The following is a 22,937-nucleotide window of genomic DNA, read 5'->3' as shown; positions in this document are numbered from 1 at the left end:
TCGCCCTCAGTCGAGCAGCGCTTCGAGGTCGGCCTGGACCGATTTGTCGAACCCGATCACGCGGATCTCGCCAAGATCGATAACCGGCCGCTTCACCAGCGAGGGCTGGCTCGCCAGCAGCGCCGGGGCCGTCGTGTCGGTCACACTTTCCTGAATTGCCGGATCGAGTTTCTTCCAGGTCGTGCCGCGCTTGTTCACCACCTTCTCGACGCCGAGTTCGGCGATCCAGTCCGCCGCGCGCTCGGGTGTCAGCCCGCCTTTCTTGAAATCATGGAAGCTGTAGGTGACGCCGCGCGAATCCAACCACTTACGGGCTTTCTTCACCGTGTCGCAATTCGGAATGCCATAGACCGTAATCATCGCCTCAGTTCCTTTCCATCGGCGCCGGCAGGTCATCCACCGTCGCAAGCAGGACGTCCACCAGGCTGCGGCCGAGGGTCTTCGAGCGCTCCCCGTCCCAGCCATGCACCGGGTCCGGCTGGTTGTCGGCATCCTTGAACGGCATTTCCAGCGTCATCGAAAACGCGCCGAGGCCGTTGGCGATATGCCCAGTCGAGGTGGTGAGATTTCCCTTGCCCGGCGCCGGTTTCGGATAGCCGTGCGCCGTCTGGAAATCCGGGTTCATCGCCGCATAGGTCGCCTGGAACCGGTCGAGCATCGTAACATGCGCCTCGGAAATCCCCGGCACGCCATAGCTTCCGGCGATGAAATTGTAGGGAATCGCCTCATCCCCGTGCACGTCGAAGGAGAGGTCGATGCCGCGCGCCGCCATGGCCTCCAGCACACACAGGACCTCCGGGCTCTTATCCGGGCTCGGCTCCGCCCATTCCCGGTTCAGGTTCACCCCGAGCGCGTTGGTCCTGAGATGCCCGCGCCGGCTGCCGTCCGGGTTCATGTTCGGCACCGCGTAGACCACCGCCTTTTCCAGCAGTCCCCGGCTGGCGCCGTCGGCGGGGTCGAGCAGACGCTCGATGAAACCTTCCATGTACCATTCCGCCATAGGCTCGCCCGGGTGCTGGCGCGCGAAGACCCAGAGCTTCTTCTTCCCGTCCGACGGGGTCCCGATGGTCAGCAGGTCGATGGTCTGCTGATCGTGGGTCTGGCCGATCACCTCGACAGCACAGCGCGGGGAACCCTGCGCGGCGGCGATCAGGTCCTGATGCCGCTCCATCGAATAGGGCTGGAAATAGGCGTACCAGACATAATCCGCCTCCGGCACATGGCGGATAGTCAGCTCGGTGCCGTCATAGGAGGTCGGTACCCGGAACCAGGACTCCCGGTCGTAGGAGGCACAGGCACGGTAATTCTCCCAGCCCTTCGGATAGCTCGACCCGCTCGCGTTCAGGATCCGCATGGTCACGCCGCGCCCGTTCGCGCCGGAAAGGCGGAAATGGAACCACTGGTAAAAGTCGGAGAGGTGATCCTTGACGATGCGGAGCTGGATGTCGTTCGGATCCTCGAACGAGACGACCTCGATATTGCCGCTGTCGAAGGCAGCATCGATACGTAACATTGGAACTCCCGGAGGTGATCGGCGGTGACGGCTCGGTGCGAATGACCGGTTTCCGGGAGACTACGCGCGGCGGGCTTTCCGCACCAGAGAGGAGTGCGGAAAGAGTGTCTTGAGCGCCGGGCGCAGCGCAGGGCTCAGAAGCGCTCCGCGCGCACCACCTCCACGTTCGAGACAGAAATCAGTCCGGAGCGCGCATTTACGAACGGGAACAGCGATCCCAGGACCTCGTCCTTGTGCTGCCCGTCCAGGATGCACCAGATCATCATCATGCCCTCGGCGCCGGCGATCTGGCCGTCGCGCGTCCAGCCGCCGTTCAGACCACTGCCACCATGCACGGGCAGGACGGTATAGCCGTGCACGCCCGGAAGTTCCTCGAGAAGGGCCTCCAGGCGGGGAACGGCCAGTTGTTCAATCAGAATGTCCAGGCGGACTTTCGGATGCGTCTGCATGACTGTCTCCAAATGTCGGCTCAAGGCGTGAAGAGCGCGAACGCGGCGGCAATGTAGACCGGAATGCCGATCACGACATTGAAGGGAAAGGTAATGCCGAGCGACAGCGTCGTATAGATCACCGGCTTGGCCTCAGGGAGGGCCAGACGCATTGCCGCCGGTACCGCGATGTAGGAGGCACTCGCAGCCAGGACCATCATCAGCGCCTTGCCCGCCGGGGAGAGCTCCAGCGGCCACACCGCGGCAGCCATCAGCGCCGCGCCGACCAATGGCATGTAGAGACCGAACAGCACCGTGCCCCGGTCGATCGCCGACCGGTTCTGCAGCAAACCCCGCCCCGCAACCGCTCCCATGTCGAGCAGGAAGAGGCAGAGCACGCCCTTGAACGGATCGACCACGAAGGGCTTGATGTCGGCGAGTCCCTCCGAGCCGGTGAACCAGCCGATCGCGAGCGCGCCGAGCAGCACGACGACCGAGGAGTTCAGCACCGCCTCGCGCGCCGAGAGCGAGGGGCGTCCGGTCGCCGGCGCGCCTGCCTCCTTCGCCGCCCGTCCGGCCAGAGTCCGGCAACAATGGCAGGTGCCTCCATCGCCGCGGCTACCGCGACCAGGATCCCCTCGGCGCTGTCGCCCCGGTCCGCAAGAACCTGGGTCGCGGTCAGGAAGGTGACGATGCTGATGGAGCCGTAATGCGCCGCGACCGCCGCGGCGTCGGTGCGGCCGAGCCCGCTCGCGACCCGAAGCGCGCCGAATGCCAGCAAGGGAAACAGGCCGCTGAAGACAATCCCGACCAGCAGCGGCATCACGCTCGCCGCCCCGGCACCGCTCTCAGCCAGCCCGGCCCCGCCCTTGAAGCCGATCGCCAGCATCAGGTAGAGCGCGATGGTCTTGGCGACCGGTTGCGGCAGGGACAGGTCGACGCGCGCGAGCGCCGCCAGGAAGCCGAGGATAAAGAACAGGACCACCGGGGACCCGAGGGTACTGGCGGCGAGAGTGACGATGCTGTTGAAATCCATGACACTTCAATAAGAAAGGCCGCGGTCGCTCACCGAACCGGGGCAAGTGGGAATGACTTATGATGGCCCGATGATAGAAACACCAAAAACTCCAATATATTTACAACAAAGCATCCAAAATTCAATAAACAGATATATAATGATAAAAACACCCAATTCGAACCGGGTCAGATCATGCTGAGCAAACCTCTTCTCACGATCCACGAGGTCGCAGACCTCCTGAAAATGAAGGAAAGCACGGTTCGCAACTGGATCCGCGACGGCGAGCTGCGCGCGATCAAGATGGGCCGCGACTGGCGCGTCGCGGTGAAGGACCTCGAAGCCTACCTCAACGCCCACGCCAACAAGCCGGAGGCCTGAGCGGACTCTTTCACGCGAACCCGGAGCCCCGGGGATCAAGAACTCCGCAAACCGTTCGCGTGGCCCGCATCTGCGTCAGATCCGCGGCCTCTTGTGTGGATCGGTGCAGCAACAGGGAACTCTTCAAGGCGTGCGGCCGGTGCCGGTCCTGAGCACGCCCCCTGATGCCCCCGTCATTGCGGTCGATCTCTTCGGGATCTGGATTTGGCGAGGCTATCCCTTCACCGCGAGAACCCCGCCGATCGCAACGAACACCCCGCCCGCAAGAATCTTCGCCTGCCGAAGATAGGCGAATCCGGTCGCCCGTGCCGCCAGCCGCTGTGCGGCAAAGACATAGACCACCTTCACGCCCCCGACGGACAGCACCGCGATGAGCGAAAGCAGCGCGACATCGGCTCCGGAAAGGCTGGCGAGATCGACGAAGGTCGGCAGCAGGCTCGCATAGAACAGGATCGCCTTGACGTCGCCCATGGTCAGCAGCAGGCCGGCCATGAAGCTTCCGGTCAGTCCGCCGCGCGCGGTCTTCGGGTCCGCCGCCTCTTGCTCGGGCGCGGCCCGGAGCTGGGCGCGGATCAGGGATAGTCCGAACCAGACGAGATAGGCTGCCGCCGCGTAGCGGATCAGCGCGAAGAGCGCGCCGAGCTCGGCCGCCAGCGCCGCCATGCCGAGCACCGCCAGCGCGATGAAGACGAGGTCGCCTGCAACGATGCCGACGGCCACCGCGAGCCCGTGCGGCACGCCCGACATCGCCGATCGCGCGACGACGAGCGCGACGCTGGAACTGGGAAGCGCCGCCATCGCCGCGAGGACGAGGAAAAGCGTGAAGGCGCCGAAGAGGGTCATGAAATTCCTCCTGTCATCATGCGGACCAATGCAGACAGACTAGCCGCCTCCGGTCCGCCGGGGAACCTCGCCGGCTCAGGAAACCCGTCCCTGGGCAGCCGGCAGGGAGGGGTGGTCGATGACCGTGATCAGCTGGTCCACCCCGGCGCTGCCGCATCCCATCGGCGCAGTCACCGACTCGAAGGCGATCCAGGTGCGGTCGAAGGCCCAGATCATCAAGCCCTTGCGGAAAGTCGGCATCGCGCGCGCCGCGGTCTCGCGATAGCGCGCCAGCATCGCTTCGGTGCCGATCTGATAATCGCATTCGGAAACGTATTTCCGCGTCAGGTCGCGGCCGACCGCGGTGACGATCTCGGTGCCGACGATGCGGTGGAAGAAATCCCGTCCGCCGTCCACCACGTCGACGATCAGCACACGGCCGATCCAGGGCCACAGGCTCTCCGGAGTGAAATGCGCACGGTCCGGAATGGGGGACCCCTTCCGGCAGTCTTTCCAGAATCGGTGAAAGGAGCGGACGAGCGGGCTGGTGACATCTTCTTCGGAGACGATATCGGATTTCGACAATTCAGCCCCTCCCCCCGCACTGACGGAGGCGGCAGGCCGTCAACGGCAATCCGCTATGTCGGGAACAATCCAGCAACGATTTATCGACCGGAACCACGCTACATCAGGAGGATAGCCACGATATCCGAGTTCCGGGCCGGCGGCAAACCAGGCCGCGGGCCGGACTGTTGCCGAACGCGGCTAGGCACCGGGGAGACCTCCCTCGAACGGCGCCAGCGTCAGCGCGTCCCAGAAGTGGGGCGTACCCGGCCTGGCGCGTGGCGATTCCGCCCTCTCCTCGAACAGTGTCGTGTAGCACGAAATGCCGAGCACGGCGCGGATCGAGCCGTCGTGTTCCGCCACCGGCAGGACAAGGCGCTCCGACTTCTTCGGCATTCTGAGTTCGGACTGCGTGAGATAGAGGATCGCCGGCCGGTTGATCACGGTAAGCCAGCGCGGATGGGCCTCCTCGTGATCGTCGCCAATGATCTCCCGCGAGGTCATCCCCTTGATGCTCCGGCCCCAGGCGGCATTGATCATTTCACCGGCGAGCACGCAACGAAAGTCGCCATCGGCCTCGTAGCGATAGATCCAGCTGTGGGGCAATGCCGTGGGAAAGGCGGTCGGGTCGATCCGTCTGCGCAGCGGCACCGTTCCCGGCGACCAGAGGCTCATCCAGTGCTCGAACAAGGCCAGCACCGGCGCGGACGCCGTCGGGAGCTGCGGGCACATCGGGGCCCGATCCGGAGGTGGGCAGAAACTCTCGGAACTGGTCATGACCGGCGGCGAACACTCTGCATATCACGGGCAAAACGAGCCGGATTCCGGCCACGGCCGCTCCGGTTCTCCCAGTCTAGTCGCGAAAGGTTAAGCAGCCCTGAATAAACTGGCGATCACACCGGGCACCATGCCTGTCTATTTCCTGATCGCGGAGAAGCTCGGCACGAATTGAACTCCTTTGGTTTCATGCCGGACATATTTCGGCTCGAAGGCAATGTCCTCGGGGTAGCCCGTCACTTCGACCACATTGCGGACGCGACTGGCGATCCGCTCCATGAAGACTCCCGCCGTGCCCTGCAGCCCGGCGGCGATGGCCCAGCTCGGGAAGTTCTCGCCGGTCGTGAGAGCCAGGAACGTGTATCCGTTCGCCAGCACGAAATCGTTCACCGCCCGCACCACGCCGAACTCGACCCTCGGATGGAGCGTGTAGTCATGGCCCATGACCAGTCCGCCGGGCGCGACTTTCGGCGCGTAGCAGGCCAGGTCCCGCATCACCGCGTCGTAGGAATGGTCGGCGTCGATATAGACCACATCGAGCGAGCCATCGGCGATACGCTCCGCCGCGACATGCGAGAACGCCCGCTCGACCACGACCCGTCCCGAGGCGATCTCCGGAGCGAAATCCTGCAGGACCTGCGCGTGGCGGGAATCCTGGACCGCCTGCTCCGGATTGTTCGAGTCCGGCTTCAGATGCGCGACATCCTGATGCGCCCAGGCATCGATCATCCGCAGCCGGCGCGGCTTGCAGCCCTCGAGGATCCTGCGCGAGAATTCGCCGGATGCGACGCCGATCTCGGCAATCTCCAGGCTCTCGGGCAGCAGTTCGACGAGCTTCGCGCGCGTCAGGGGGGTAATCAGCATCGCAGCCTCGATGGCAGAATACGGAACGGCAGCATCGTCCGGGCAAACCCGCGTGCCTAGCGCCAGTGCTCGGGCACCCATCCGGACCGGACCTGGTGTGGCTTCGGCACGGTCGGGAAGGTTACGATCCTCGCACCGGTCCGGGCCAGCCCCGCCGAGTCGAGGTCCGGTTCGAGCGACTTGTAGATGCGGACGGGGCTCCGCGGGAAGATATCGATCCCGGGCAGGCATTCCTCGATCCAGTCCTGGTCGCCGGTCAGCCGGTCGAGCGCGCTCCGGGTGAAGCGGTCATGCACCGGCGCGGCGAAAGCCCGGTCGAACAGCATGACGGAGGAATTGAAGCCGGGATTGAAGGAATGCTCGAGAATGTGGAAACCCGCTTTCAGGTCCGCGATGAAGCCGAGATCCCCGACCACGACCGTGTCGAGGTCGAGATAGAAGATCGTCCGGTCGGCGAACGGTGTCTGCGGATCGAACAGGGCCAGCTTCGCCCACCATCCCTGCAGCGGCCTGTCCGAGATATCGATAACGCCGATCTCCGGGCGCAGGCCCTCGGCATCGTCGGTCAGGCAGACGAAGCGCCAGTCCCCCGGCAGATGGCGGCGCACCATCGCGTAGAGGCGATTGACATAGTCCGCCCCGTATTTCGTGCCGTGCTTGACGCAGGCGACGGTCAGCTGGTCCAGATCGACCGGCCGGGCGTCCGGGCCTTGCGACGGCAGTCCGTCCCGCAGCAGCGCGCGGGCCCGGTTCAGGGTGTTGTTGAGCGGTGCGAGGTCGATCTTGTGCGGGAAGTCCTCGATCACCCGCACCGCCTCCGCATGGTCGCCGGCATTGACGCGGATCCGCGCCAGACGCGCGAGCACCGAGCCGAAGAAGGTCTGCTGGTTCTCGTCCAGAACGGGCCCGCACGCGGCCAGCGCGGTCGAGAAGATCTCTTCGAACAAGGCGGCGGCCCGGCCGGACCGGCCCTGCACGGCATGCACCCGCGCGATCGAGTCGAGGATCGTCATCCGGAGGCCGAGGGACTTCGCCGGCACCGCCTCCAGAAGCTCCTCGAGCACCCGCAGCGCCTCGCCATGCCGGCCGGTCTCGATCAGGAGGGAGGAGAACTGGTGGGTCAGCCCGTGGATCTCCGGGTGGGCCGCGTGCAGCAGCCGCATATGCCTGAGGGCGGCCTCGGAATCGCGCTCCAGGTCATTGACGCCGGCATCCCGGCGGGCGCCCTTCCAGTTGATGTAGTTCCGCACCAGGGCGCGGCGGAGCTCGAAGCCGTTCTCCGTATCGGGAAAGTCCCGGAGCAGGGTTTCGGCTTCCCCGACCGCCTCCGGATCCCCGCCCAGAATTCTTTCGATCAGCGACATGTTCGGGCGACCACCCAGGCGACTGTCTGAAGTAATGGCGCCGCCGGAGACCGGGGCGCGTCGAAGGGCGCCACGGCGCCGGACATTGCGGCCCTCAGGCCGCGCCGGCCATCTCTATCACGCGCGCCTTGCGCGTCTCAACCGGGGTTGCGCGCGACAGGCGGCCGGGGACTGTTGCGGCCGGAGGCTCTGGTCTCCGCCCGCGCCGCCCCCATATCATGGAGAGACACCGCATTCTCCCACCGGCACCGCGCGCCGCGGCAAGTGGAGGAGCAGCTTGACCGGAACGCACCGAGCCATGGCGGTGCTGGCCGCCATCGCCCTCGTCGCCGGCCTCCTCGCCGCGCCGGGCGGTCCAGCCCGGGGTGAGGAAACCGGGGAGCGCGACTATGCCGTCACCCTGTTCGGCGGATGGATGACCGACAATGGCTGGCGCGAGATCGCCGCCCTCGACGATGTCTCCCTGCGCGACAGCTGGCTCGCCGGCGCCGGGATCGTGTACGAATTTGCCGGCACGGCCGCCTGGGCGCTCGAGATCGAGCTGCAGGCGGCAAAGCATTTCGGCGAGCAGACCCACTGGGAGGTCAACCTCCCGCTCTATGCCCGCTGGCGCGCCTTTCCCTGGAACGACCGGCTGCCGACCAGCCTCGCCTTCGGCATCGGCCCCTCCTACGCTACCGACCTGCCGCCGGCCGAGGTCGCGATGGACGGCAGCAGCGAGCAACTCCTGCTCTACTGGACCGCGGAACTCGAGCTCGGCCTCCCGGACAGTCCCTGGAGCGGCGTCGCCCGCCTGCACCACCGCTCCGCCGGCTACGGCCTGTTCGCGGAGTCGGGAGGCTCGAACGTGCTTACGCTGGGGGTGAGGCGAAGGTTCTGACGGGTGGTAAGGAGGGAGTGCCGGGGTAACGAATAGCGGCCAGAATTAAGTCGTGTGTCCCCTTTAATTCCGCCTTTAATTCCGTGTCCCCTTTAATTCCCCCCTCATTAATTCCCTTAAGAGGTATTCGCACGGTGAGGGTTGGTTTCCTAAGATCGAGGATATGTGTGGTAGCTGTCGAGCTGAGGTAGTTTAAGCGGGTCATTCCCGACGAGATCGCGGAGAAGACGGCGCGGGAGCTGGAAAGCTATCCGGGCCAGGACGAGCGACACCTCGCCGAGATGAAGGCGATCCTCGACGAGGAAGGCTCGAATTACGCGGGTTAGCTCTCCCGTTCAGACGGCGACCCGGTCCGCCGACCAGGTGCCCGCATTCTCGATGATGCGGTCCGGGTTCTCGTAGCGGCTGCGCAGGATTTTCTCGTAGAGCAGGCCCTCCTCGGCGCGGGTGACAGGACCGTCCTTGCCCACAAGGCCCCGCAGCGCGCCGTCGAGCGCGTCGACGGTGCCGGAACCCTCGTCGAACTGGGCCTTCTTGCGCCAGACCAGATCCGCCGGCAGCAGGTCCTCGCAGCTCTTGCGCAGGATCCATTTCTCCGTGGTCGGCCCGGTGGATTCGAGCGCGTTCGGGTCGGTGCGGCGGAGTTTCAGCTCGGCCGGGATGGACTGGGCGAAATCGATCAGGTCGCGGTCGAGGAACGGGGTGCGCGCCTCCAGGCTCTCCGCCATGGTGACCCGGTCCACCCGCTGCAGGTTGATGTTGTGCATGGTGCCGAGGGCGCGGGTCAGTTCGTCCGCCAGCGCGCGGGGCTGGTCGACATAGCCGTGATGATAGGCATAGCCGGCGAAGAGCTCGTCGGCGCCCTCGCCGGTCAGGACCGCCTTGACCTCGCGGCGGGCCAGGCGGGCGGCGAACAGGGTCGGCACCGCGCTGCGCACCAGATCCACATCCGCGCTTTCCAGATGATAGATCACGTGCGGCAGGTTCTCGGCGACGTCCTCTGCCGTGAAGACGTATTCGCGGTGGTCGGAGCCGATATGGGCCGCGACGGCGCGGGCAGCCGTGAGGTCGGGCGAGCCTTCCGTGCCGACGGAAAAGGTCTTCAGCGGACCCTTTCCGGCGCCACGGCGCACCTTCTGGCCGATCGCGGCGATGATCGAGCTGTCCAGCCCGCCGGAGAGGAAGGCGCCGACCTCGACATCCGCGACCATCCATTTCGCGACCGCCTCTTCCAGCACCAGCCGGAGCTCGCGCGCGGTGCGGCCGATATCGAGGTCCGGCTCCGCCTCCGCGGCGCCCTGGGGCGTGCGGTACCACTGCCGCCAGCCGTCCCGGCTGTCATAGAGCGAGCCTGGCGGGATCGCCTCGATCTCCGTGACCTCGATGCCGTCGAAGGCCTTCAGCTCGGAAGCGAAGGCGTAGCCGCCGTTCAGCCGGGCGACATAGAGCGGCTTGATGCCGAGCGGATCGCGCGCGGCGATGATCCGGCTCCGGCTCGCCAGGACGAAGGCGAACATGCCGTCGAGCTTGCTGATCCAGCGGGTTTCGCCGGAGCGGAACAGATGCAGGATCGCCTCGCTGTCGCTCGCGGTCTCGAACGCGCTCTCGCCGAGGATCGCGCGCAGGTCCTGGTGGTTGTAGATCTCGCCGTTCGCGACCAGCAGGTCGTTCGTCTGGTGGATCGGCTGCTTGCCGTCCTCCGGGCCGATGATGGAGAGGCGGCAATGGGCCATGACGGTTTGCGTGCCCGGCAGCCGCGCCACCTCGACCGCGTCCGGCCCCCGGTGCGCAATTCTCCGGATCATCCGGTCCGCCAGCGCTTCGTCCCCGGCGTTCCAGAGACATACGAAACCACACATGAAACCAACTCCCTCTTTTGTCCGACTTGTCTATCCGGTGCGCCGCCCCGGCGATGCATGCCCGGTACAACCATAGAGGAGGGAGATTCGGTGGGAAGGGCAAATAAGTCTCGTGTTCCCTTTAATTCCTGTCCTTTAATTCCGGGGTCACAGGTCGCAGTGTGGAGTTAAGTCGTGTGTCCCCTTAATTGGTGTCCCCTTAATTGGTGTCCCCTTAATTGGTCCCCTTAATTGAACCTCGTTAACCTGCGCAAATGCTCCTCAGTTTCGGGAAAATTAAATCGCGCCCTCAGTATATCCAGCGTACACACTACCGATCTTCAAAACGCTCATTGGGGTTAATTAGCCATGAGGAATGTTGATAAATCGATATTATTTTGCTGGGTAGCGCTCATGTTCTTCGCATTCGTTGCGATTACGGCAGCTACAGCCGCTTTACTGTCCCCAACTGTATCGCGCGAACTGAACAACATTCCAACTTGGACTGGTGGATTAGTTGGGTCCGCACTTGGTGTGATAGGCGCATATTCAATTGCCGCATGGCAAACAAATAAAGCCAAAAACCTGGATAGAGAAAAATCCTACAGACTTGTCTTAGCGCACTTAATACCCAACATCAGATCGCTCAAATCTGCCGCAAAATCAATTTCTGAATTCATCGATTCGACAAAAGAGCGAAATGACAAACCAGAAATGAGTGAACGACAAAAAAATGTTCTGATCAAATTTTCGTCGACAAATATTCATCGCGACCACCCGATTCACATCCAACATTTTGACCACAACGAATGGATAATTTTTGCCGAAATAATGGAATCAGGAATAGTCTTAGAACACTGGATAGATGACATTAAACACAACAAAAATAAATTGAATCATACATACTTGAGTCATTTTCTGGAAATGCTCGCGAAACACACTAATAATTTGATAGAATTATTTAACCTCATAAAACATCACTCGCCTCACGTGTCTAACATCGAGCTCGAAAAACTAGATGGCGGAGCGAAGATTCGCGGCATTCGGGATATATAGTTATTTAGCGCCAAGCTTCACCCTATACCCCAACACCAGCTCGTCCCCCGTCTTCCCCCGGATCCCCCAGTTCACCATCGGCGTTTCGAAGATCGTGATCTCCACGTCCCCGACCGGGATGCCGAGCCCCGCCGGGACCCGTTCCATGATCGCGTGCAGCAGCGCCTTCTTCGTCTCCGGCGCCCTGCCCTCGAACATGGAGATCTCGATCACCGTATAGGCAGACGTCCGGTCCGCCGGGCGGATGAAATCCTCCGGGTCCAGCGGGATGAAGCGGTGGAAGCGTTTGTCTTCGGGGAGCTTCAGGAAGTCGGTCGAGCAGCCGTGCAGGATGTCGGAAAGGCGCGCGCGGTGGCGCGCCAGATGGGCGCGCTCACCGTAGATCTTGTACTGCGCCATGGACGGGCTCAGTCGTCGTCGCGCGTCTCGACCGCGGCGGCGGCCCGCGCCTTCTCCTGCCGCTTCTGGCGCCAGAGCGCGTAGAGATAGATGACCGCGCCGAACACCACGCCATAGACCACGGCGCGGTAGACGTCTCCGCCGGTCACCTCGGAGCTCGGGCCGAGCCAGCCCTGGGCCTGGGCGCCGAGCATCAGCAGGCAGAGCACGACGCCGTTGAACACGCCGCGCCAGAGCGGCCTCTCCAGGATGAAGGGTTTGCGCTCCTCGGTCCCGGTCTTGTCGTCGCCGCTCATGGCAGTCCCTCGCTCACGTCAATTGGGTGTCTTGATATCGAGGCCCAATTGTGCCCGACGGCGGAGCCAGAGGCTAGGCCGGTATCGGTCGTCGCCGCTGACGGCATGCATCGCCGCCATGATGGCGAAGGCACGCTCCACACCGAGGTCGGAAATGATCTCCAGCGGGCCGAGCGGATAGTTGAGGCCGAGCTTCATGGCGAGATCGATGCTGTCCGGATCGGCAATGCCGATCTGCGCCATCTCGCAGCCGAGATTGCCGACCATGCCGCGGATGCGCTGGGCGATGAAGCCGGCGCTGTCCCTGATCGCGGTGACCTTGCGGCCGTTCTTCTGCAAGGCCGCCGAGACCGCGTCCCGCGCGTCTTCCGAGGCCCCCGGCGCGGACATGATCGTCACCCGCTTCGAGGTGTCGCCGGTCACGTCGATGGCGACGAGGCGGGTATGGTCGATGCCCATGCGGCTGGCGAAGGTGGCGCAATCCTCGCCGAACAGCGCGGCGACGATCGGCGAGGAGCCGTCGTCGGTCTCGTCCAGGGCGACGCCCGCCAGCAGGTCGGCGAGTTCCGGCGCCTCGGCGGCCACGTAGACCTGCACCGCCGGGGCGGCCGCGGTCTCGTGGTCCGGGCTCGGCGGGTTCACCTCCTGGCCCTTCTCGTCATAGCGGAAATGGCCGATCCCGGTCTTCCGCCCGAAGCGGCCGGCATCGTAGAGCGCCTTGTGCAGCGGCACGGTGCGCAGGCGCGGATCGTAGCTGTACTGCTCGTGCACGATCAGCGAGACCGGATAGTTCACGTCGATCCCGGTCAGGTCCATGAGCTGGAACGGGCCCATGCGGAAATGCCCGCAATCGCGCATCACCGCATCGACCTCGGCCGGCGTCGCCACGCCCTCGTGCACCACCGCGAGCCCTTCGGTTGTAAAGGCGCGGCCGCCGAAATTGACCAGGAAGCCCGGCGCGTCCTTCACCTTCACCGGCGTGCGGCCCATGCGCTCGCCAAGCGCGCAGAGCCCGTCCATCACCCATTCCTCGGTGCCCGGCCCGCGGATCACCTCGACCAGGCGCATCAGCGGCACGGGATTGAAGAAATGGAAGCCGGCGACCCGTTCCGGATGCTTGCAGACCCGGGCGATGGAGCCGATCGGCAGCGAGGAGGTGTTGGAGGTCAGGAGGCAGTCTTCGGCGACATGCTCTTCGAGCTCGGAGAAGACCTGCTGCTTCACCTCGAGATTCTCGAAGATCGCCTCGACCACGCAGGCGCAGTCCCTGAACTCGGCGAGACTGGAGGCGACGGTCACCCGCGCCGCCATTGCGGCGACGGCGTCGGCCGAGAGCTTGCCCTTCTCGACCAGCCGCTCCAGGCGTTTCACCACCTGTTCCTTGCCGGCCGCGGCAGCGCCGTCCTTGGCGTCATAGAGCACGACCTTCATCTCGCCCTGGAGGGAGACCTGCACGATCCCCTGCCCCATGGCGCCCGCCCCGATCACACCGACGGTGAGACCGGCTTTTCCCGCATCGAATTTCATCAAATCAGACCTTCTCGATGATGGTCGCCATGCCCTGGCCGACGCCGATGCACATGGTGCAGAGCGCGTATTTGCCGCCCTTGTCCTGCAGCTCCTCGGTCGCGGTCAGGATCAGACGCGCGCCGCTGGCGCCGAGCGGATGGCCGAGCGCGATGGCGCCGCCGTTCGGGTTCACCCGCTCGTCGTCGTCGGCGATTCCGAGATCGCGCAGCGAGGCGAGCACCTGGGCCGCGAAGGCCTCGTTCAGTTCCATCACCGAGAGATCGTCGACCTTGAGGCCGGCGCGTTCCAACACCTTGCGGCTGGCCGGGATCGGGCCGACGCCCATGATCCGCGGCTCGACGCCGGCCGCCGCGCCGGTGACGATGCGGGCGCGCGGGGTGAGACCGTGGCGCCTGGCCGCCTCCTCGGAGCAGACGATCATCGCCGCCGCGCCGTCATTGACGCCGCTGGCATTGCCCGCGGTCACGGAGCCGCCTTCCTTGCGGAACGGGGTGGCGAGCTTGGCGAGCGCTTCGGCCGTGGTGGAGGGACGCGGATGCTCGTCCGTGTCGACCACGGTCACCTGGCCCTTGCGGCCCTTGATCTCGACGGAGGCGATCTCGCGGGCGAGACGGCCGTTCTCCAGCGCCCTGCCGGCGCGCTGCTGCGAGCGCAGCGCGAAGGCGTCCTGGTCCTCGCGGCTGATCTGGAACTGCTCGGCCACGTTCTCCGCCGTCTCCGGCATGGAGTCGGTGCCGTACTGCTCTTCCATCTCGGGATTGACGAAGCGCCAGCCGATGGTGGTGTCGTAGATCTCGGCATTGCGGTCGAAGGCGCTGGTCGCCTTGCCCATGACGAAGGGCGCGCGGGACATGCTCTCGACCCCGCCGGCAATGAAGAAATCGCCCTCGCCGGAGCGGATCGCGCGGGCCGCGGCGTTCACCGCCTCCATGCCCGAGGCGCAGAGCCGGTTCACCGTCGCGCCCGGCACTTCCGGCGAGAGGCCGGCGAGCAGCAGGGCCATGCGGGCGACATTGCGGTTGTCCTCGCCGGCCTGGTTGACGCAGCCGTAATAGACGTCGTCGAGATCGTTCCAGTCGACCGAGCCGTTGCGCGCCATCAGGCTCTTGATCGGATGCGCCGCGAGATCGTCCGCGCGCACCGGCGAGAGCGCGCCGCCATAGCGGCCGATGGGGGTGCGTATGGCATCGCAGATGAAGGCTTCGGTCATGATGGCGGCTCCCAAGGTCGATTTTTTGCGAAACTCAATTTCGCAGCTTATTGTCGCCTGCAGTATGCACAGCCTAATATCCCGGTCAATTTCCAGTCGGGAAGCATAATCTTGCCGTTCCACCCTCCTCCGGAGCGGCGCCGAAACCAAGGGAGCAAACCGTGTCCGTCGTCATCCTCGATCACCCGCGCGAGCGCGAAGAGAACGACCGCATCGCCATCGTCCGCATCAACCGCCCGGACGCGCTGAACGCGCTAAACCTCGAAGTGCGCCAGGAGCTGGCCCGCATCTTCCGGGAGCTGACGGAAGACGACGATGTGCTGGCGGTCGTGCTGACCGGCGACGAGAAGGCCTTCGCCGCCGGCGCCGACCTGAAAGACATGGCGGACCGCACCACGGTCGAGATGTTCCAGCGCAAGACCGAGCGGCTCTGGCAGGCGGTCGCCGACTACCCGAAGCCGGTGATCGCGGCGATCAACGGCTACGCCCTCGGCGGCGGCCTCGAACTCGCCATGCATTCCGACATCATCGTGATCGGCGAGAACGCACAGGTCGGCCAGCCGGAAGTCCGGGTCGGCATCATGCCCGGCGCCGGCGGCACCCAGCGCCTGACCCGCGCGGTCGGCAAGTTCCAGGCGATGCGGCTCTGCCTGACCGGCCGGCCGATCAACGGCCGGGAAGCCTATGCCATCGGCATCGCCAGCCAGGTCGTGCCGGACACCGAGGTGTTCGAGACCGCCTACAAGATGGCGAAGGACATCTCCCGCATGCCGCCGATCGCCGTGCAGCAGATCAAGTCGGCGATCCTCCGCGGCCAGGACGCCTCGCTTGAGACCGGCATGGCGCTGGAGCGGGCGATGTTCCAGGGCCTCTTCGCCACCGCCGACCAGAGCGAGGGCATGCATGCCTTCATCGAAAAGCGCCGGCCGGATTTCAAGGGCGAGTAGGACAGCGAGGGACCATCCCTCCAGAGGGAGCGGAGGATGGCGGCGGCGGGAGGTTACGCACCGTCGTCCGCCGCTCCCCAGGCGCGCGATAGCAATGTCCTGAGGCGCGCGCCCCTGATCATATCCTCTCCGATCGCATTGCCCAATTCCCGATAGGCCTCGAACTGCCCCGGATCGAAAAACTGATCCGAGGTCGGCTCGTGCGGAAAGGCGGGATGATCGGTCTTGTAGCCCCGCGTCTCGAGGCTGAGCCCGTCCAGCATCACCGCCTTCACATAGACGATGACGCCCTCCTCTTCCGGCACCTCGTTCCCGAACGCGGGATATCTGATCCGGCCAATGATGTAACCGTGATCCGCCGCCGTGCCGTTGACGGGAAAGCCGGTCTCGCGGCGCGGCACGAGGCTGGAGACGCGGTTGCGCCAATGGTCGTAGACCTGGCTTTCTCCGAGTTCGGGCTTGCCGGATCCGTCCTCCGTCTCGAAGGCCTTCACATACGTGTCGCGATCGTAGAACGGCTTGCCGAAATCGACGCTGACGCCGAAATCCTGGCTCACCCGGCGCACCGTGTTCTGCAGATCGCCGAACCGGAAATCCGGATCGGCTCCGGCGTCAGACACCAGGATGAGACGGCAGCGCCGGCGGATCAGTTCGTAGACCGCGAGATTCTCGAAATGCCCGCCGTCGCTGAGCTGGAACCATTTCCCCTTTTCCGACAACGGGGACAGACCGATCGACGAGGCCATGACGTCGAAATGGCTCGGCTTGCCGCTGTACCAGAGGAATTTGGGTGCATTCCGGTTGCGCACGAAATAGCCGAGCCGGATGTTCAGCAGGCTCATCAGCCAGGAGACCGAGCGCATCCGCGTCGCCCCGGTTCCGGCCCAGCCGGCATTCGGGTTCGCCGCGGCGCCCGAGATCGTCATCGCGGTCGCGAGCGTCATGTCGCCGCCGGAAAACTTGACGGTCGGCTGGTAGCCTCCGGCATCGCCGCCGCAATAGAGCCGCGACATGACGAAATTGTCACCGCCGCGCCGGCGGTAGAGGCTGTTCCCGGATTCCGTCAGGATCAGGTTGGTATTGACCAGGTGATAGGGTGCTCCGGTCTCCGGATCGGAGATCATCCGCAGTTCCTCGATATTGGCACCGGTCGCCCTGTCGACCCGGTTGCCGGAAATCGAACCGGGCATCGGCATGAAGGCTTCCATCAGGCGGTCGCGGTAGAAGCGGTGCAGCGAGATATAGTTCGCATTGACCAGATAACCGCTGAGCAGCGCGACCGCGAGGAAGCCGAGAAAGACGACATTGCCAATCCCGAGCTGGGCGATCCAGTGTCCGTCGGAATCGGAGACGGCGATGACGTTGCCGCTTTCCCGCACGACCAGTGCAAGGGTACAGGTCAGCACCAGAAAGCCGGCGAGCACCAGCAGCGCCATCGCGGGAAGAATCGCATTCCTGACCAGGGGGAGCTGTGTCTTTTTCGCAGAGACCAGAGCACTGACCATGCCGGTGGCCATCGCCCCCGCGCCCGCCCCGCCGACACTCCCGAGCGCGTTGTGCAGCACCGCGGCCATGTAAGGCAGGGCGCCGACAGCAAGAGCCAGAACGCTCAGAGGAAGAATCCACTTGCCCGAGCTCTCGAACAACCGCCGCTGACCATAGGACCAGTCGGCGTCGTGCCGGCGGGTGATGAAGAAGGTGCCGACGGAATAGACCAGCGAAACCACCGAGAAAAAGACAAGGCCCGAGAGGCCGGCGATCAGGACGATCTCATGCAGGTTGAGGAATCCCGGTCTCAGAAGAGTCGCCGCCGCCTCCGGCATGTGCGGATCAGTCGACACACCCTCCATCACAGTCGCCCGGAGATCCGGCCATCCGGGCGCCCGGACCCCCAGCATGGAGATCAGGAATATCGCCATGAACACCGGCACCCAGACCAGCAGGTTCAGAAGAATCCCCCGGACCACGACGGCGACGCCGGAGAGCAAAGAGATGTCGTTGTTGGGCGCCAGATATTCCGCATGCTCGCGCAGGTAGCGCAGCATGCCGTCCCAGTGCGCCGGGTTGGCGCGATCCTTCGGCGGCGCGGTACCAAAGGGAAAATCCGCGGAGCCGAGGCCGTAGGGGCCGCTGCCGGCACCCGCCTCGGCGCGATACTTCTCGTAATTCCTGCCGAGCAGCCAGCTGAGGCAGGAACCGACATAGCCGCCGCCGGAGACCGTGGAGAGGTAATCGAAACCCTTCAGCAGATCGTGGCGCGCGAGCGATTGCAGCAGCCCGAGCGCGAAGGTCGCGGAGCGGATGCCGCCGCCGGAAATGGCGAGCCCGGTGAACCGGTCCGCATCACCGCCACCGAATTTCCGGCGCCGGGCCGAAAGCCGGGCCCGTTCCAGCAGATAGATTTCGCTTTCACAGAAATTCTCGCCGCGGATCTCGTCCTTGGTGCGCGATCCGATCGGCCTGAAGGTCGCGTCTTCCGTCATTGCTCGTCTCCACGCCCTCCGCGAGGATGGAGAAGAGTAACGCAATATGCAATTTAAAATTGCAAATCGCCGTTCTGGCGCGGGAAACTAGAGACGGACGACAAGTTTGCCGAAATGACCGGCCGCGCGCATCGCGTGAAAGGCCTGGCGTGCGTCGGCGAAATCGTAGGTCTCGCTGATCACCGGCTTCAGACCGTGCTGCGAAATCGCCGCGTTCATGTCCTCGAAGACCCGCCGGGATCCGACATAGATCCCCTGCAGCCGAATGGACTTGCGCATGATCATTACCGGATTGACCGTACCGCCCGTGAGCACGCCGATCAGGCCGATGCTACCGGTGACGCGGGTCGCGGCAATAGAGCGCTCGAGCGTTCCGGCGCCGCCGACCTCGACGGTGTGATCGACCCCGCGCCCGCCGGTCAGGTCAAGAACCCTCTCCTGCCACTCGGGATGCGTGCGGTAGTTGATCACTTCGTCCGCGCCCATCTGCTTCAGGCGCGCGATCTTCTCGTCGCTGGAAGAGGTGCAGATCGTCCGCACGCCCATCAGCTTGCAGAATTGCAGCGCGAAGACCGAGACCCCGCCGGTGCCGAGCAGCAGAACCGTCTCGCCGGCCTTCACCTTGCCTTTCTCGACCAGGCTGACCCAGGCGGTCAGCGCGGCGCAGGGTAGCGTCGCCGCTTCCTCGTAGGAGAGATGCGCCGGCATGGCGACGAGCCCGTCCTCGCGCAGCACGACATATTCCGCCAGCATGCCGTCGACGGTGCCGCCGAGCGCGCGGCCCATGATCTCCGGTGTGATGTCGCCGTCCTGCCAGCCCTGGAAGAAGCAGCCGCACACCTTGTCGCCAGTCTTCCAGCGGGTAACGCCGGCGCCGACCTCGACCACGTCCCCGGCCCCGTCGGAATTCGGGATGCGCGGATAGGGAATGTTCCGCGGCACCGGATCCTCGATTGTCGAGAGGTCCCGGTAATTGATCGAGGAGGCGCGGACCCGCACCAGCACCTCGCCCGGGCCCGGCTTCGGGTCGGGCCGCTCGTTCAGCGCCAGCGCATCAATGCCGCCGTCGGAGACGATCTCGTAGGCTTTCATCGCAACTCTCCCCGTCAGTCTTGCCTCAGGCGCCGAAGCGACCGCAATCGATCAGCAGGGTCTGACCGGTGATCGCGTCGTTGGCGCAGAAGAACAGCATGGTCTCGGCGATATTCTCGGGCTCCACCATGCGCTTCAGGAGCGAATTGGCAACAGAGGTGTCCTTGCGTGACTGCGGCCAGACATCCGTCCAGGGTGTCCGCACCAGGCCAGGCGCCACCGCGTTGACCCTGACCTCCGGCGCCATGGCTTTCGCCAGGTTCTTGGTCAGGTTCATCAGCGCGCCCTTGGAGGCGGCATAGGCGATCGAGCTGCCGATCCCGCCGAAGGCCGCGATGGAGGCCGTGTTGACAATACAGCCCCGGCTCTCCGTCAGGGCCGGACGCGCGGCGCGGGCACAGCGGAACGGGCCAAGCAGGTTGGTGTGCAGGATCTGCGACCAGAACTCCTCCGTCATCGCCTCCAGATCCTCGAACGGAATCGGTTCATTGGAGACCGGGGTTCCCGCATTGTTGATCAGGATGTCGAGCCCGCCGAGCGCGTCGATCGCGTCCGCCACCATGCGGTCGGCATCCTCCGGGTCGGCGACGTTACCGGCGATCGCCTGCGCCGAGAGTCCGGCCTGGCGGAAAGCCGCCACCGTCTCCTCGCCGCGAACGTCGTCCGGCAGGTGATTGACCGCGACCTCGGCGCCGCATTCGGCCAGCAGCTTCGCCGTCGCCCGGCCGATGCCCGACGCACCGCCGGTCACCAGGGCCTTCTTTCCGCTCAGATCGGCCTTCAGCATGTTCCGCTCCCCGTTCAGGCGTTCGCGCCGAGCTTGAAGGCGGCACGCGCCTCGCTCGGATCCGCAACCTCGCCGCCGATGCTCTCGATGATCTGCACCGCGCGCTCGACGAGTTGTCCGTTGTTCTTCGCGAGCTCGCCGCGGGCCATGTAGAGATTGTCTTCCAGCCCGACCCGGGTATGGCCGCCGAGCATGGCCGCCTGCGCCACCATCGGGAACTCGGTGCGCGAGATCCCGAAGCCGGACCAGATCGCATCCTCGGGCAAGAGGCTCTTCAGGAAAGCCATGCCTTCCGGCGTCGCCGGCGCCCCCCAGGGAATGCCGAGGCAGAGCTGGAACAGGGCGGGAGATTCGAGATGACCCTCCTTGATCAGCTGCTTCGCCAGCAGCACATGGCCGCTGTCGAACACCTCCAGCTCCGGCTTCACACCGAGCTCTGTCGCCCGGTCGGCCATGGCGCGCAGATGCTTCGGCACATTGACCATGGCGCGCTCACCGAAATTCAGCGTCGCGACGTCGAGGGTGCAGATATCCGGCAGCAGATCCGCGATGTGCTGCATGCGGACGTCCGGCGTTTTCATGTTGGTGCCCGTGTCGAAGGCAATGGGCTCGACATCGCCCGGAATGAAGCTGCCGCCGGGCCCGGTCGTCAGATTGATGACGACGTCCGAGCCACTGTCGCGGATCCGCCCGACGGTCTCGCGGTAGAGTTCGAGGTCCATGCTCGCTTTGCCGGTCTCCGGGTCGCGGACATGGATATGAACGACGGCAGCGCCGGCCTTGCGTGCATCGATCGCGGCATCGGCGATCTGCTTCGGCGTGACCGGCACGGCCTTGCTCTTGCCGGCGGTATCCGCACTGCCCGTAAGGGCACAGGTGATAACGGTTTTCTGACTCATTTCGCTCCCCAGTCAGCTGCCATCTGGTTGCGCCTTCCGAATTGTGGAAAGATGTTCCACGGCGCTTGTCTCTAAAGGCGCCGCATCTTAGGGAAGGCCACTTTCCGGTGTCCACGCCGGTTCGAGCATGGATTTCCCCCCGCCCGCGCACGAATGCGCTCCGACAAGACGAGTCCTGAGATCATGAGAAACCTTCAGCTCCCCGGCCGCTCTCCCGTTTATGCGCGCAATGCCGCGATCGCGACCAGTCATCCGCTTGCGACGGCAGCCGGCCTCTCGATCCTGAAATCCGGTGGCAACGCTGTCGACGCGGCCATCGCGGCCTGCGCCGTGATGTGCGTTGTCGAGCCGGCCATGACCGGAATCGGCGGCGACTGTTTCGCGCTCTACGCTCCGAAGGGCGCCGGCAAGCCAATCGCGCTTAACGGCTCCGGCAAGGCGCCCAAGGCTGCGACGCTGGCGAAATTGAATGAACTCGGCATCAAGGACGAGATCCCGCTGCATAGCCCGCATGCGGTGACCGTACCCGGCGCCATCGCGGCCTGGTCGAAGCTGATCGAGGACCACGGCTCCAAGAGCTTTGCCGAGATTCTTGCACCGGCCATCGACTATGCCGAGCAGGGATATGTCGTACATTCCCGCGTCGCCTTCGACTGGGAGGGCGAGGTCGAGGAGCTCAGCGCCGACCCGGACACCGCCCGGATCATGTTGGTCGACGGCAAGGCTCCGAGAGCAGGCAGCATCCACCGGCAGCCCGAACTCGCCGAGACCCTGAAGAAGATCGCCGCCGGCGGCCGCGACGCCTTCTACACGGGCGAGGTTGCCGAGGACATGGTGGCGAAGCTGAACGCGCTCGGCGGGCTGCACACGATGGACGATTTCGCGGCGGCTGACGCGGAATATGTCGAGCCGATCAAGTCCGACTATCGCGGCTATGACATCTACGAGTGCCCGCCGAACGGCCAGGGCGTCTGCGCGCTGATGATCATGAACATTCTCTCCGGTTTCGACATCGCGTCCATGAGCGAGGCCGACCGGGTCCACCTGATCGCGGAAGCGACCAAGATCGGCTACAACCAGCGCGATGCCTATGTTGCCGATCCGAAGTTCGCCGACGTCCCGATCGACTGGATGCTGGGCGCGGAGCATACGGCCCAGATGCGCGCCATGGTCGACATGAACAAGGCCGGCAACTTCGAGGACAGCGACTTCCCGGTGCATCGCGACACGATCTACCTCTCCTGCATCGACGCGCAGGGCAACGCGATCTCTTTCATCAACTCGCTCTTCTCCGGCTTCGGCAGCATGATCATGGCGCCGAAATCCGGCGTCATGCTGCACAGCCGCGGCAACAGCTTCCACGTCAAGGAGGGCCACCCGAACTGCATCGAGCCGCGCAAGCGACCGATGCACACGATCATCCCGGGCTTCGTCTTCAAGGGCGGCACCCCGGTCGCCCCGTTCGGCGTCATGGGCGGCCAGTACCAATCCACCGGCCAGGCCAATTTCATTTCCAACGTCGTCGACCTCGGCCATGACGTCCAGGAGGCGATGGATGCGCCGCGCAGCTTCGCGACCGAAGGTATCCTGCAGGTCGAGTGCGCCTTCGAGGAAGCGACCTATGCCGCGCTCGAAGCCAAGGGCCACAAGCTGGACCGGGTGGAAAAGCCGATCGGCGGCAGCCAGTGCGTCTGGCGCGACCCGGAGACCGGCGTGCTACAGGCGGGTTCCGACCCGCGCAAGGACGGCCACGCCTCCGGCTACTGACCGACACCCAGCGAAAGACCCGAAA

24 protein-coding genes are annotated in these 22,937 nt (G+C 64.8%); 5 read left to right on the top strand and 19 right to left on the bottom strand.

What is annotated here, in order from left to right:
- Positions 1–6 precede the first annotated feature (6 nt).
- The 5 genes from ACOOE1_RS01500 to ACOOE1_RS01480 all read right to left on the bottom strand — a co-directional run bounded on the left by ACOOE1_RS01500 (position 7) and on the right by ACOOE1_RS01480 (position 2,977).
- Entirely contained in the window at positions 7–360 is a 354-nt protein-coding gene (locus ACOOE1_RS01500; RefSeq protein ID WP_420404577.1) for an arsenate reductase, read from the bottom strand.
- Between the two features lie 4 nt (positions 361–364).
- Positions 365–1,513: a M14 family metallopeptidase gene (locus ACOOE1_RS01495; RefSeq protein ID WP_420404576.1), complete on the bottom strand. Its 1,149-nt coding sequence runs from the start codon at positions 1,511–1,513 to the stop codon at positions 365–367.
- Positions 1,514–1,647: 134 nt separating this feature from the next.
- Positions 1,648–1,962, bottom strand: coding sequence for a P-II family nitrogen regulator (locus ACOOE1_RS01490; protein ID WP_420404575.1), 315 nt, complete (start codon positions 1,960–1,962; stop codon positions 1,648–1,650).
- Positions 1,963–1,982: 20 nt separating this feature from the next.
- On the bottom strand, positions 1,983–2,450 hold the full coding sequence (locus ACOOE1_RS01485; RefSeq protein ID WP_420404574.1) for a sodium-dependent bicarbonate transport family permease: 468 nt from the start codon (positions 2,448–2,450) through the stop codon (positions 1,983–1,985).
- Positions 2,444–2,977 carry a sodium-dependent bicarbonate transport family permease gene (locus ACOOE1_RS01480; protein ID WP_420404573.1) on the bottom strand — a complete coding sequence of 178 codons (534 nt, stop codon included), beginning with the start codon at positions 2,975–2,977 and terminating at the stop codon, positions 2,444–2,446. The genes ACOOE1_RS01485 and ACOOE1_RS01480 overlap by 7 nt, the downstream gene beginning before the upstream one ends.
- 174 nt (positions 2,978–3,151) lie before the next feature.
- On the opposite strand from ACOOE1_RS01480, the gene ACOOE1_RS01475 reads away from it, so the two are divergent.
- A complete protein-coding gene (locus ACOOE1_RS01475; RefSeq protein ID WP_420404572.1) occupies positions 3,152–3,337 on the top strand; it encodes a helix-turn-helix domain-containing protein in 186 nt (61 codons plus the stop codon).
- Between the two features lie 213 nt (positions 3,338–3,550).
- Here the strand turns inward: ACOOE1_RS01475 and ACOOE1_RS01470 are convergent, their stop codons facing one another.
- The 5 genes from ACOOE1_RS01470 to ACOOE1_RS01450 all read right to left on the bottom strand — a co-directional run bounded on the left by ACOOE1_RS01470 (position 3,551) and on the right by ACOOE1_RS01450 (position 7,728).
- Positions 3,551–4,180, bottom strand: coding sequence for a LysE family translocator (locus tag ACOOE1_RS01470; protein WP_420404571.1), 630 nt, complete (start codon positions 4,178–4,180; stop codon positions 3,551–3,553).
- A 75-nt stretch (positions 4,181–4,255) separates the two neighbouring features.
- Complete coding sequence (locus ACOOE1_RS01465; protein ID WP_420404570.1) at positions 4,256–4,744, bottom strand: PAS domain-containing protein; 489 nt, start codon at positions 4,742–4,744, stop codon at positions 4,256–4,258.
- A gap of 180 nt (positions 4,745–4,924) precedes the next feature.
- Complete coding sequence (locus tag ACOOE1_RS01460) at positions 4,925–5,455, bottom strand: PAS domain-containing protein (RefSeq protein WP_420404569.1); 531 nt, start codon at positions 5,453–5,455, stop codon at positions 4,925–4,927.
- A 183-nt stretch (positions 5,456–5,638) separates the two neighbouring features.
- Positions 5,639–6,364, bottom strand: a complete 726-nt coding sequence (locus ACOOE1_RS01455; RefSeq protein WP_420404568.1) for a class I SAM-dependent methyltransferase — start codon at positions 6,362–6,364, stop codon at positions 5,639–5,641.
- Between the two features lie 56 nt (positions 6,365–6,420).
- Entirely contained in the window at positions 6,421–7,728 is a 1,308-nt protein-coding gene (locus ACOOE1_RS01450) for a tetratricopeptide repeat protein (RefSeq protein ID WP_420404567.1), read from the bottom strand.
- A 277-nt stretch (positions 7,729–8,005) separates the two neighbouring features.
- Here ACOOE1_RS01450 and ACOOE1_RS01445 point away from each other — a divergent pair, with 277 nt between their 5' ends.
- Positions 8,006–8,608, top strand: a complete 603-nt coding sequence (locus ACOOE1_RS01445; RefSeq protein WP_420404566.1) for a hypothetical protein — start codon at positions 8,006–8,008, stop codon at positions 8,606–8,608.
- A gap of 335 nt (positions 8,609–8,943) precedes the next feature.
- Here the strand turns inward: ACOOE1_RS01445 and asnB are convergent, their stop codons facing one another.
- Positions 8,944–10,467: an asparagine synthase (glutamine-hydrolyzing) gene (asnB, locus tag ACOOE1_RS01440; RefSeq protein WP_420404565.1), complete on the bottom strand. Its 1,524-nt coding sequence runs from the start codon at positions 10,465–10,467 to the stop codon at positions 8,944–8,946.
- A gap of 393 nt (positions 10,468–10,860) precedes the next feature.
- Between asnB and ACOOE1_RS01435 the strand changes: the two genes are divergently transcribed.
- On the top strand, positions 10,861–11,502 hold the full coding sequence (locus ACOOE1_RS01435) for a hypothetical protein (protein WP_420404564.1): 642 nt from the start codon (positions 10,861–10,863) through the stop codon (positions 11,500–11,502).
- Here the strand turns inward: ACOOE1_RS01435 and ACOOE1_RS01430 are convergent, their stop codons facing one another.
- From ACOOE1_RS01430 to pcaF, 4 genes are read right to left on the bottom strand one after another with little or no spacing between them, the layout of a single operon-like run.
- Positions 11,503–11,901 carry a tautomerase family protein gene (locus tag ACOOE1_RS01430; protein ID WP_420404563.1) on the bottom strand — a complete coding sequence of 133 codons (399 nt, stop codon included), beginning with the start codon at positions 11,899–11,901 and terminating at the stop codon, positions 11,503–11,505.
- Positions 11,902–11,909: 8 nt separating this feature from the next.
- Positions 11,910–12,197, bottom strand: a complete 288-nt coding sequence (locus ACOOE1_RS01425) for a hypothetical protein (protein WP_420404562.1) — start codon at positions 12,195–12,197, stop codon at positions 11,910–11,912.
- A gap of 18 nt (positions 12,198–12,215) precedes the next feature.
- The gene (locus tag ACOOE1_RS01420; protein ID WP_420404561.1) at positions 12,216–13,724 is read right to left on the bottom strand and encodes a 3-hydroxyacyl-CoA dehydrogenase; all 1,509 of its coding nucleotides are present in this window, start codon (positions 13,722–13,724) and stop codon (positions 12,216–12,218) included.
- A gap of 4 nt (positions 13,725–13,728) precedes the next feature.
- Positions 13,729–14,937, bottom strand: a complete 1,209-nt coding sequence (gene pcaF / locus ACOOE1_RS01415) for a 3-oxoadipyl-CoA thiolase (protein WP_420404560.1) — start codon at positions 14,935–14,937, stop codon at positions 13,729–13,731.
- Between the two features lie 161 nt (positions 14,938–15,098).
- Here pcaF and ACOOE1_RS01410 point away from each other — a divergent pair, with 161 nt between their 5' ends.
- Positions 15,099–15,884: an enoyl-CoA hydratase-related protein gene (locus tag ACOOE1_RS01410; RefSeq protein WP_420404559.1), complete on the top strand. Its 786-nt coding sequence runs from the start codon at positions 15,099–15,101 to the stop codon at positions 15,882–15,884.
- A gap of 53 nt (positions 15,885–15,937) precedes the next feature.
- Here ACOOE1_RS01410 and ACOOE1_RS01405 read toward each other — a convergent pair whose 3' ends face one another.
- The 4 genes from ACOOE1_RS01405 to ACOOE1_RS01390 all read right to left on the bottom strand — a co-directional run bounded on the left by ACOOE1_RS01405 (position 15,938) and on the right by ACOOE1_RS01390 (position 21,145).
- The gene (locus ACOOE1_RS01405; protein ID WP_420404558.1) at positions 15,938–18,367 is read right to left on the bottom strand and encodes a hypothetical protein; all 2,430 of its coding nucleotides are present in this window, start codon (positions 18,365–18,367) and stop codon (positions 15,938–15,940) included.
- Between the two features lie 87 nt (positions 18,368–18,454).
- Positions 18,455–19,459, bottom strand: a complete 1,005-nt coding sequence (locus tag ACOOE1_RS01400; protein WP_420404557.1) for a zinc-dependent alcohol dehydrogenase family protein — start codon at positions 19,457–19,459, stop codon at positions 18,455–18,457.
- Between the two features lie 25 nt (positions 19,460–19,484).
- Entirely contained in the window at positions 19,485–20,246 is a 762-nt protein-coding gene (locus tag ACOOE1_RS01395) for an SDR family NAD(P)-dependent oxidoreductase (RefSeq protein WP_420404556.1), read from the bottom strand.
- Positions 20,247–20,260: 14 nt separating this feature from the next.
- Positions 20,261–21,145, bottom strand: a complete 885-nt coding sequence (locus ACOOE1_RS01390) for a 3-keto-5-aminohexanoate cleavage protein (RefSeq protein WP_420404555.1) — start codon at positions 21,143–21,145, stop codon at positions 20,261–20,263.
- 183 nt (positions 21,146–21,328) lie between these two features.
- On the opposite strand from ACOOE1_RS01390, the gene ggt reads away from it, so the two are divergent.
- Entirely contained in the window at positions 21,329–22,912 is a 1,584-nt protein-coding gene (gene ggt, locus ACOOE1_RS01385; RefSeq protein ID WP_420404554.1) for a gamma-glutamyltransferase, read from the top strand.
- The last annotated feature ends 25 nt before the right edge of the window (positions 22,913–22,937 follow it).

The organism is Nisaea sp. (assembly GCF_965216895.1).
In the GTDB taxonomy this organism is placed as follows: Bacteria; Pseudomonadota; Alphaproteobacteria; order Thalassobaculales; family Thalassobaculaceae; genus Nisaea.
This window is presented reverse-complemented; position numbering and strand designations above follow the sequence as displayed.

Coding starts and splice junctions, on each gene's coding strand:
- ACOOE1_RS01430 (WP_420404563.1), bottom strand. CDS start 11,901: ATGGCGCAGTACAAGATCTACGGTGAGCGCGCCCATCTGGCGCGCCAC.
- ACOOE1_RS01395 (WP_420404556.1), bottom strand. CDS start 20,246: ATGCTGAAGGCCGATCTGAGCGGAAAGAAGGCCCTGGTGACCGGCGGT.
- ggt (WP_420404554.1), top strand. CDS start 21,329: ATGAGAAACCTTCAGCTCCCCGGCCGCTCTCCCGTTTATGCGCGCAAT.
- ACOOE1_RS01500 (WP_420404577.1), bottom strand. CDS start 360: ATGATTACGGTCTATGGCATTCCGAATTGCGACACGGTGAAGAAAGCC.
- ACOOE1_RS01460 (WP_420404569.1), bottom strand. CDS start 5,455: ATGTGCCCGCAGCTCCCGACGGCGTCCGCGCCGGTGCTGGCCTTGTTC.
- ACOOE1_RS01435 (WP_420404564.1), top strand. CDS start 10,861: ATGTTCTTCGCATTCGTTGCGATTACGGCAGCTACAGCCGCTTTACTG.
- ACOOE1_RS01405 (WP_420404558.1), bottom strand. CDS start 18,367: ATGACGGAAGACGCGACCTTCAGGCCGATCGGATCGCGCACCAAGGAC.
- ACOOE1_RS01490 (WP_420404575.1), bottom strand. CDS start 1,962: ATGCAGACGCATCCGAAAGTCCGCCTGGACATTCTGATTGAACAACTG.
- ACOOE1_RS01495 (WP_420404576.1), bottom strand. CDS start 1,513: ATGTTACGTATCGATGCTGCCTTCGACAGCGGCAATATCGAGGTCGTC.
- ACOOE1_RS01470 (WP_420404571.1), bottom strand. CDS start 4,180: ATGACCCTCTTCGGCGCCTTCACGCTTTTCCTCGTCCTCGCGGCGATG.
- ACOOE1_RS01400 (WP_420404557.1), bottom strand. CDS start 19,459: ATGAAAGCCTACGAGATCGTCTCCGACGGCGGCATTGATGCGCTGGCG.
- ACOOE1_RS01455 (WP_420404568.1), bottom strand. CDS start 6,364: ATGCTGATTACCCCCCTGACGCGCGCGAAGCTCGTCGAACTGCTGCCC.
- asnB (WP_420404565.1), bottom strand. CDS start 10,467: ATGTGTGGTTTCGTATGTCTCTGGAACGCCGGGGACGAAGCGCTGGCG.
- pcaF (WP_420404560.1), bottom strand. CDS start 14,937: ATGACCGAAGCCTTCATCTGCGATGCCATACGCACCCCCATCGGCCGC.
- ACOOE1_RS01425 (WP_420404562.1), bottom strand. CDS start 12,197: ATGAGCGGCGACGACAAGACCGGGACCGAGGAGCGCAAACCCTTCATC.
- ACOOE1_RS01450 (WP_420404567.1), bottom strand. CDS start 7,728: ATGTCGCTGATCGAAAGAATTCTGGGCGGGGATCCGGAGGCGGTCGGG.
- ACOOE1_RS01475 (WP_420404572.1), top strand. CDS start 3,152: ATGCTGAGCAAACCTCTTCTCACGATCCACGAGGTCGCAGACCTCCTG.
- ACOOE1_RS01420 (WP_420404561.1), bottom strand. CDS start 13,724: ATGAAATTCGATGCGGGAAAAGCCGGTCTCACCGTCGGTGTGATCGGG.
- ACOOE1_RS01480 (WP_420404573.1), bottom strand. CDS start 2,977: ATGGATTTCAACAGCATCGTCACTCTCGCCGCCAGTACCCTCGGGTCC.
- ACOOE1_RS01390 (WP_420404555.1), bottom strand. CDS start 21,145: ATGAGTCAGAAAACCGTTATCACCTGTGCCCTTACGGGCAGTGCGGAT.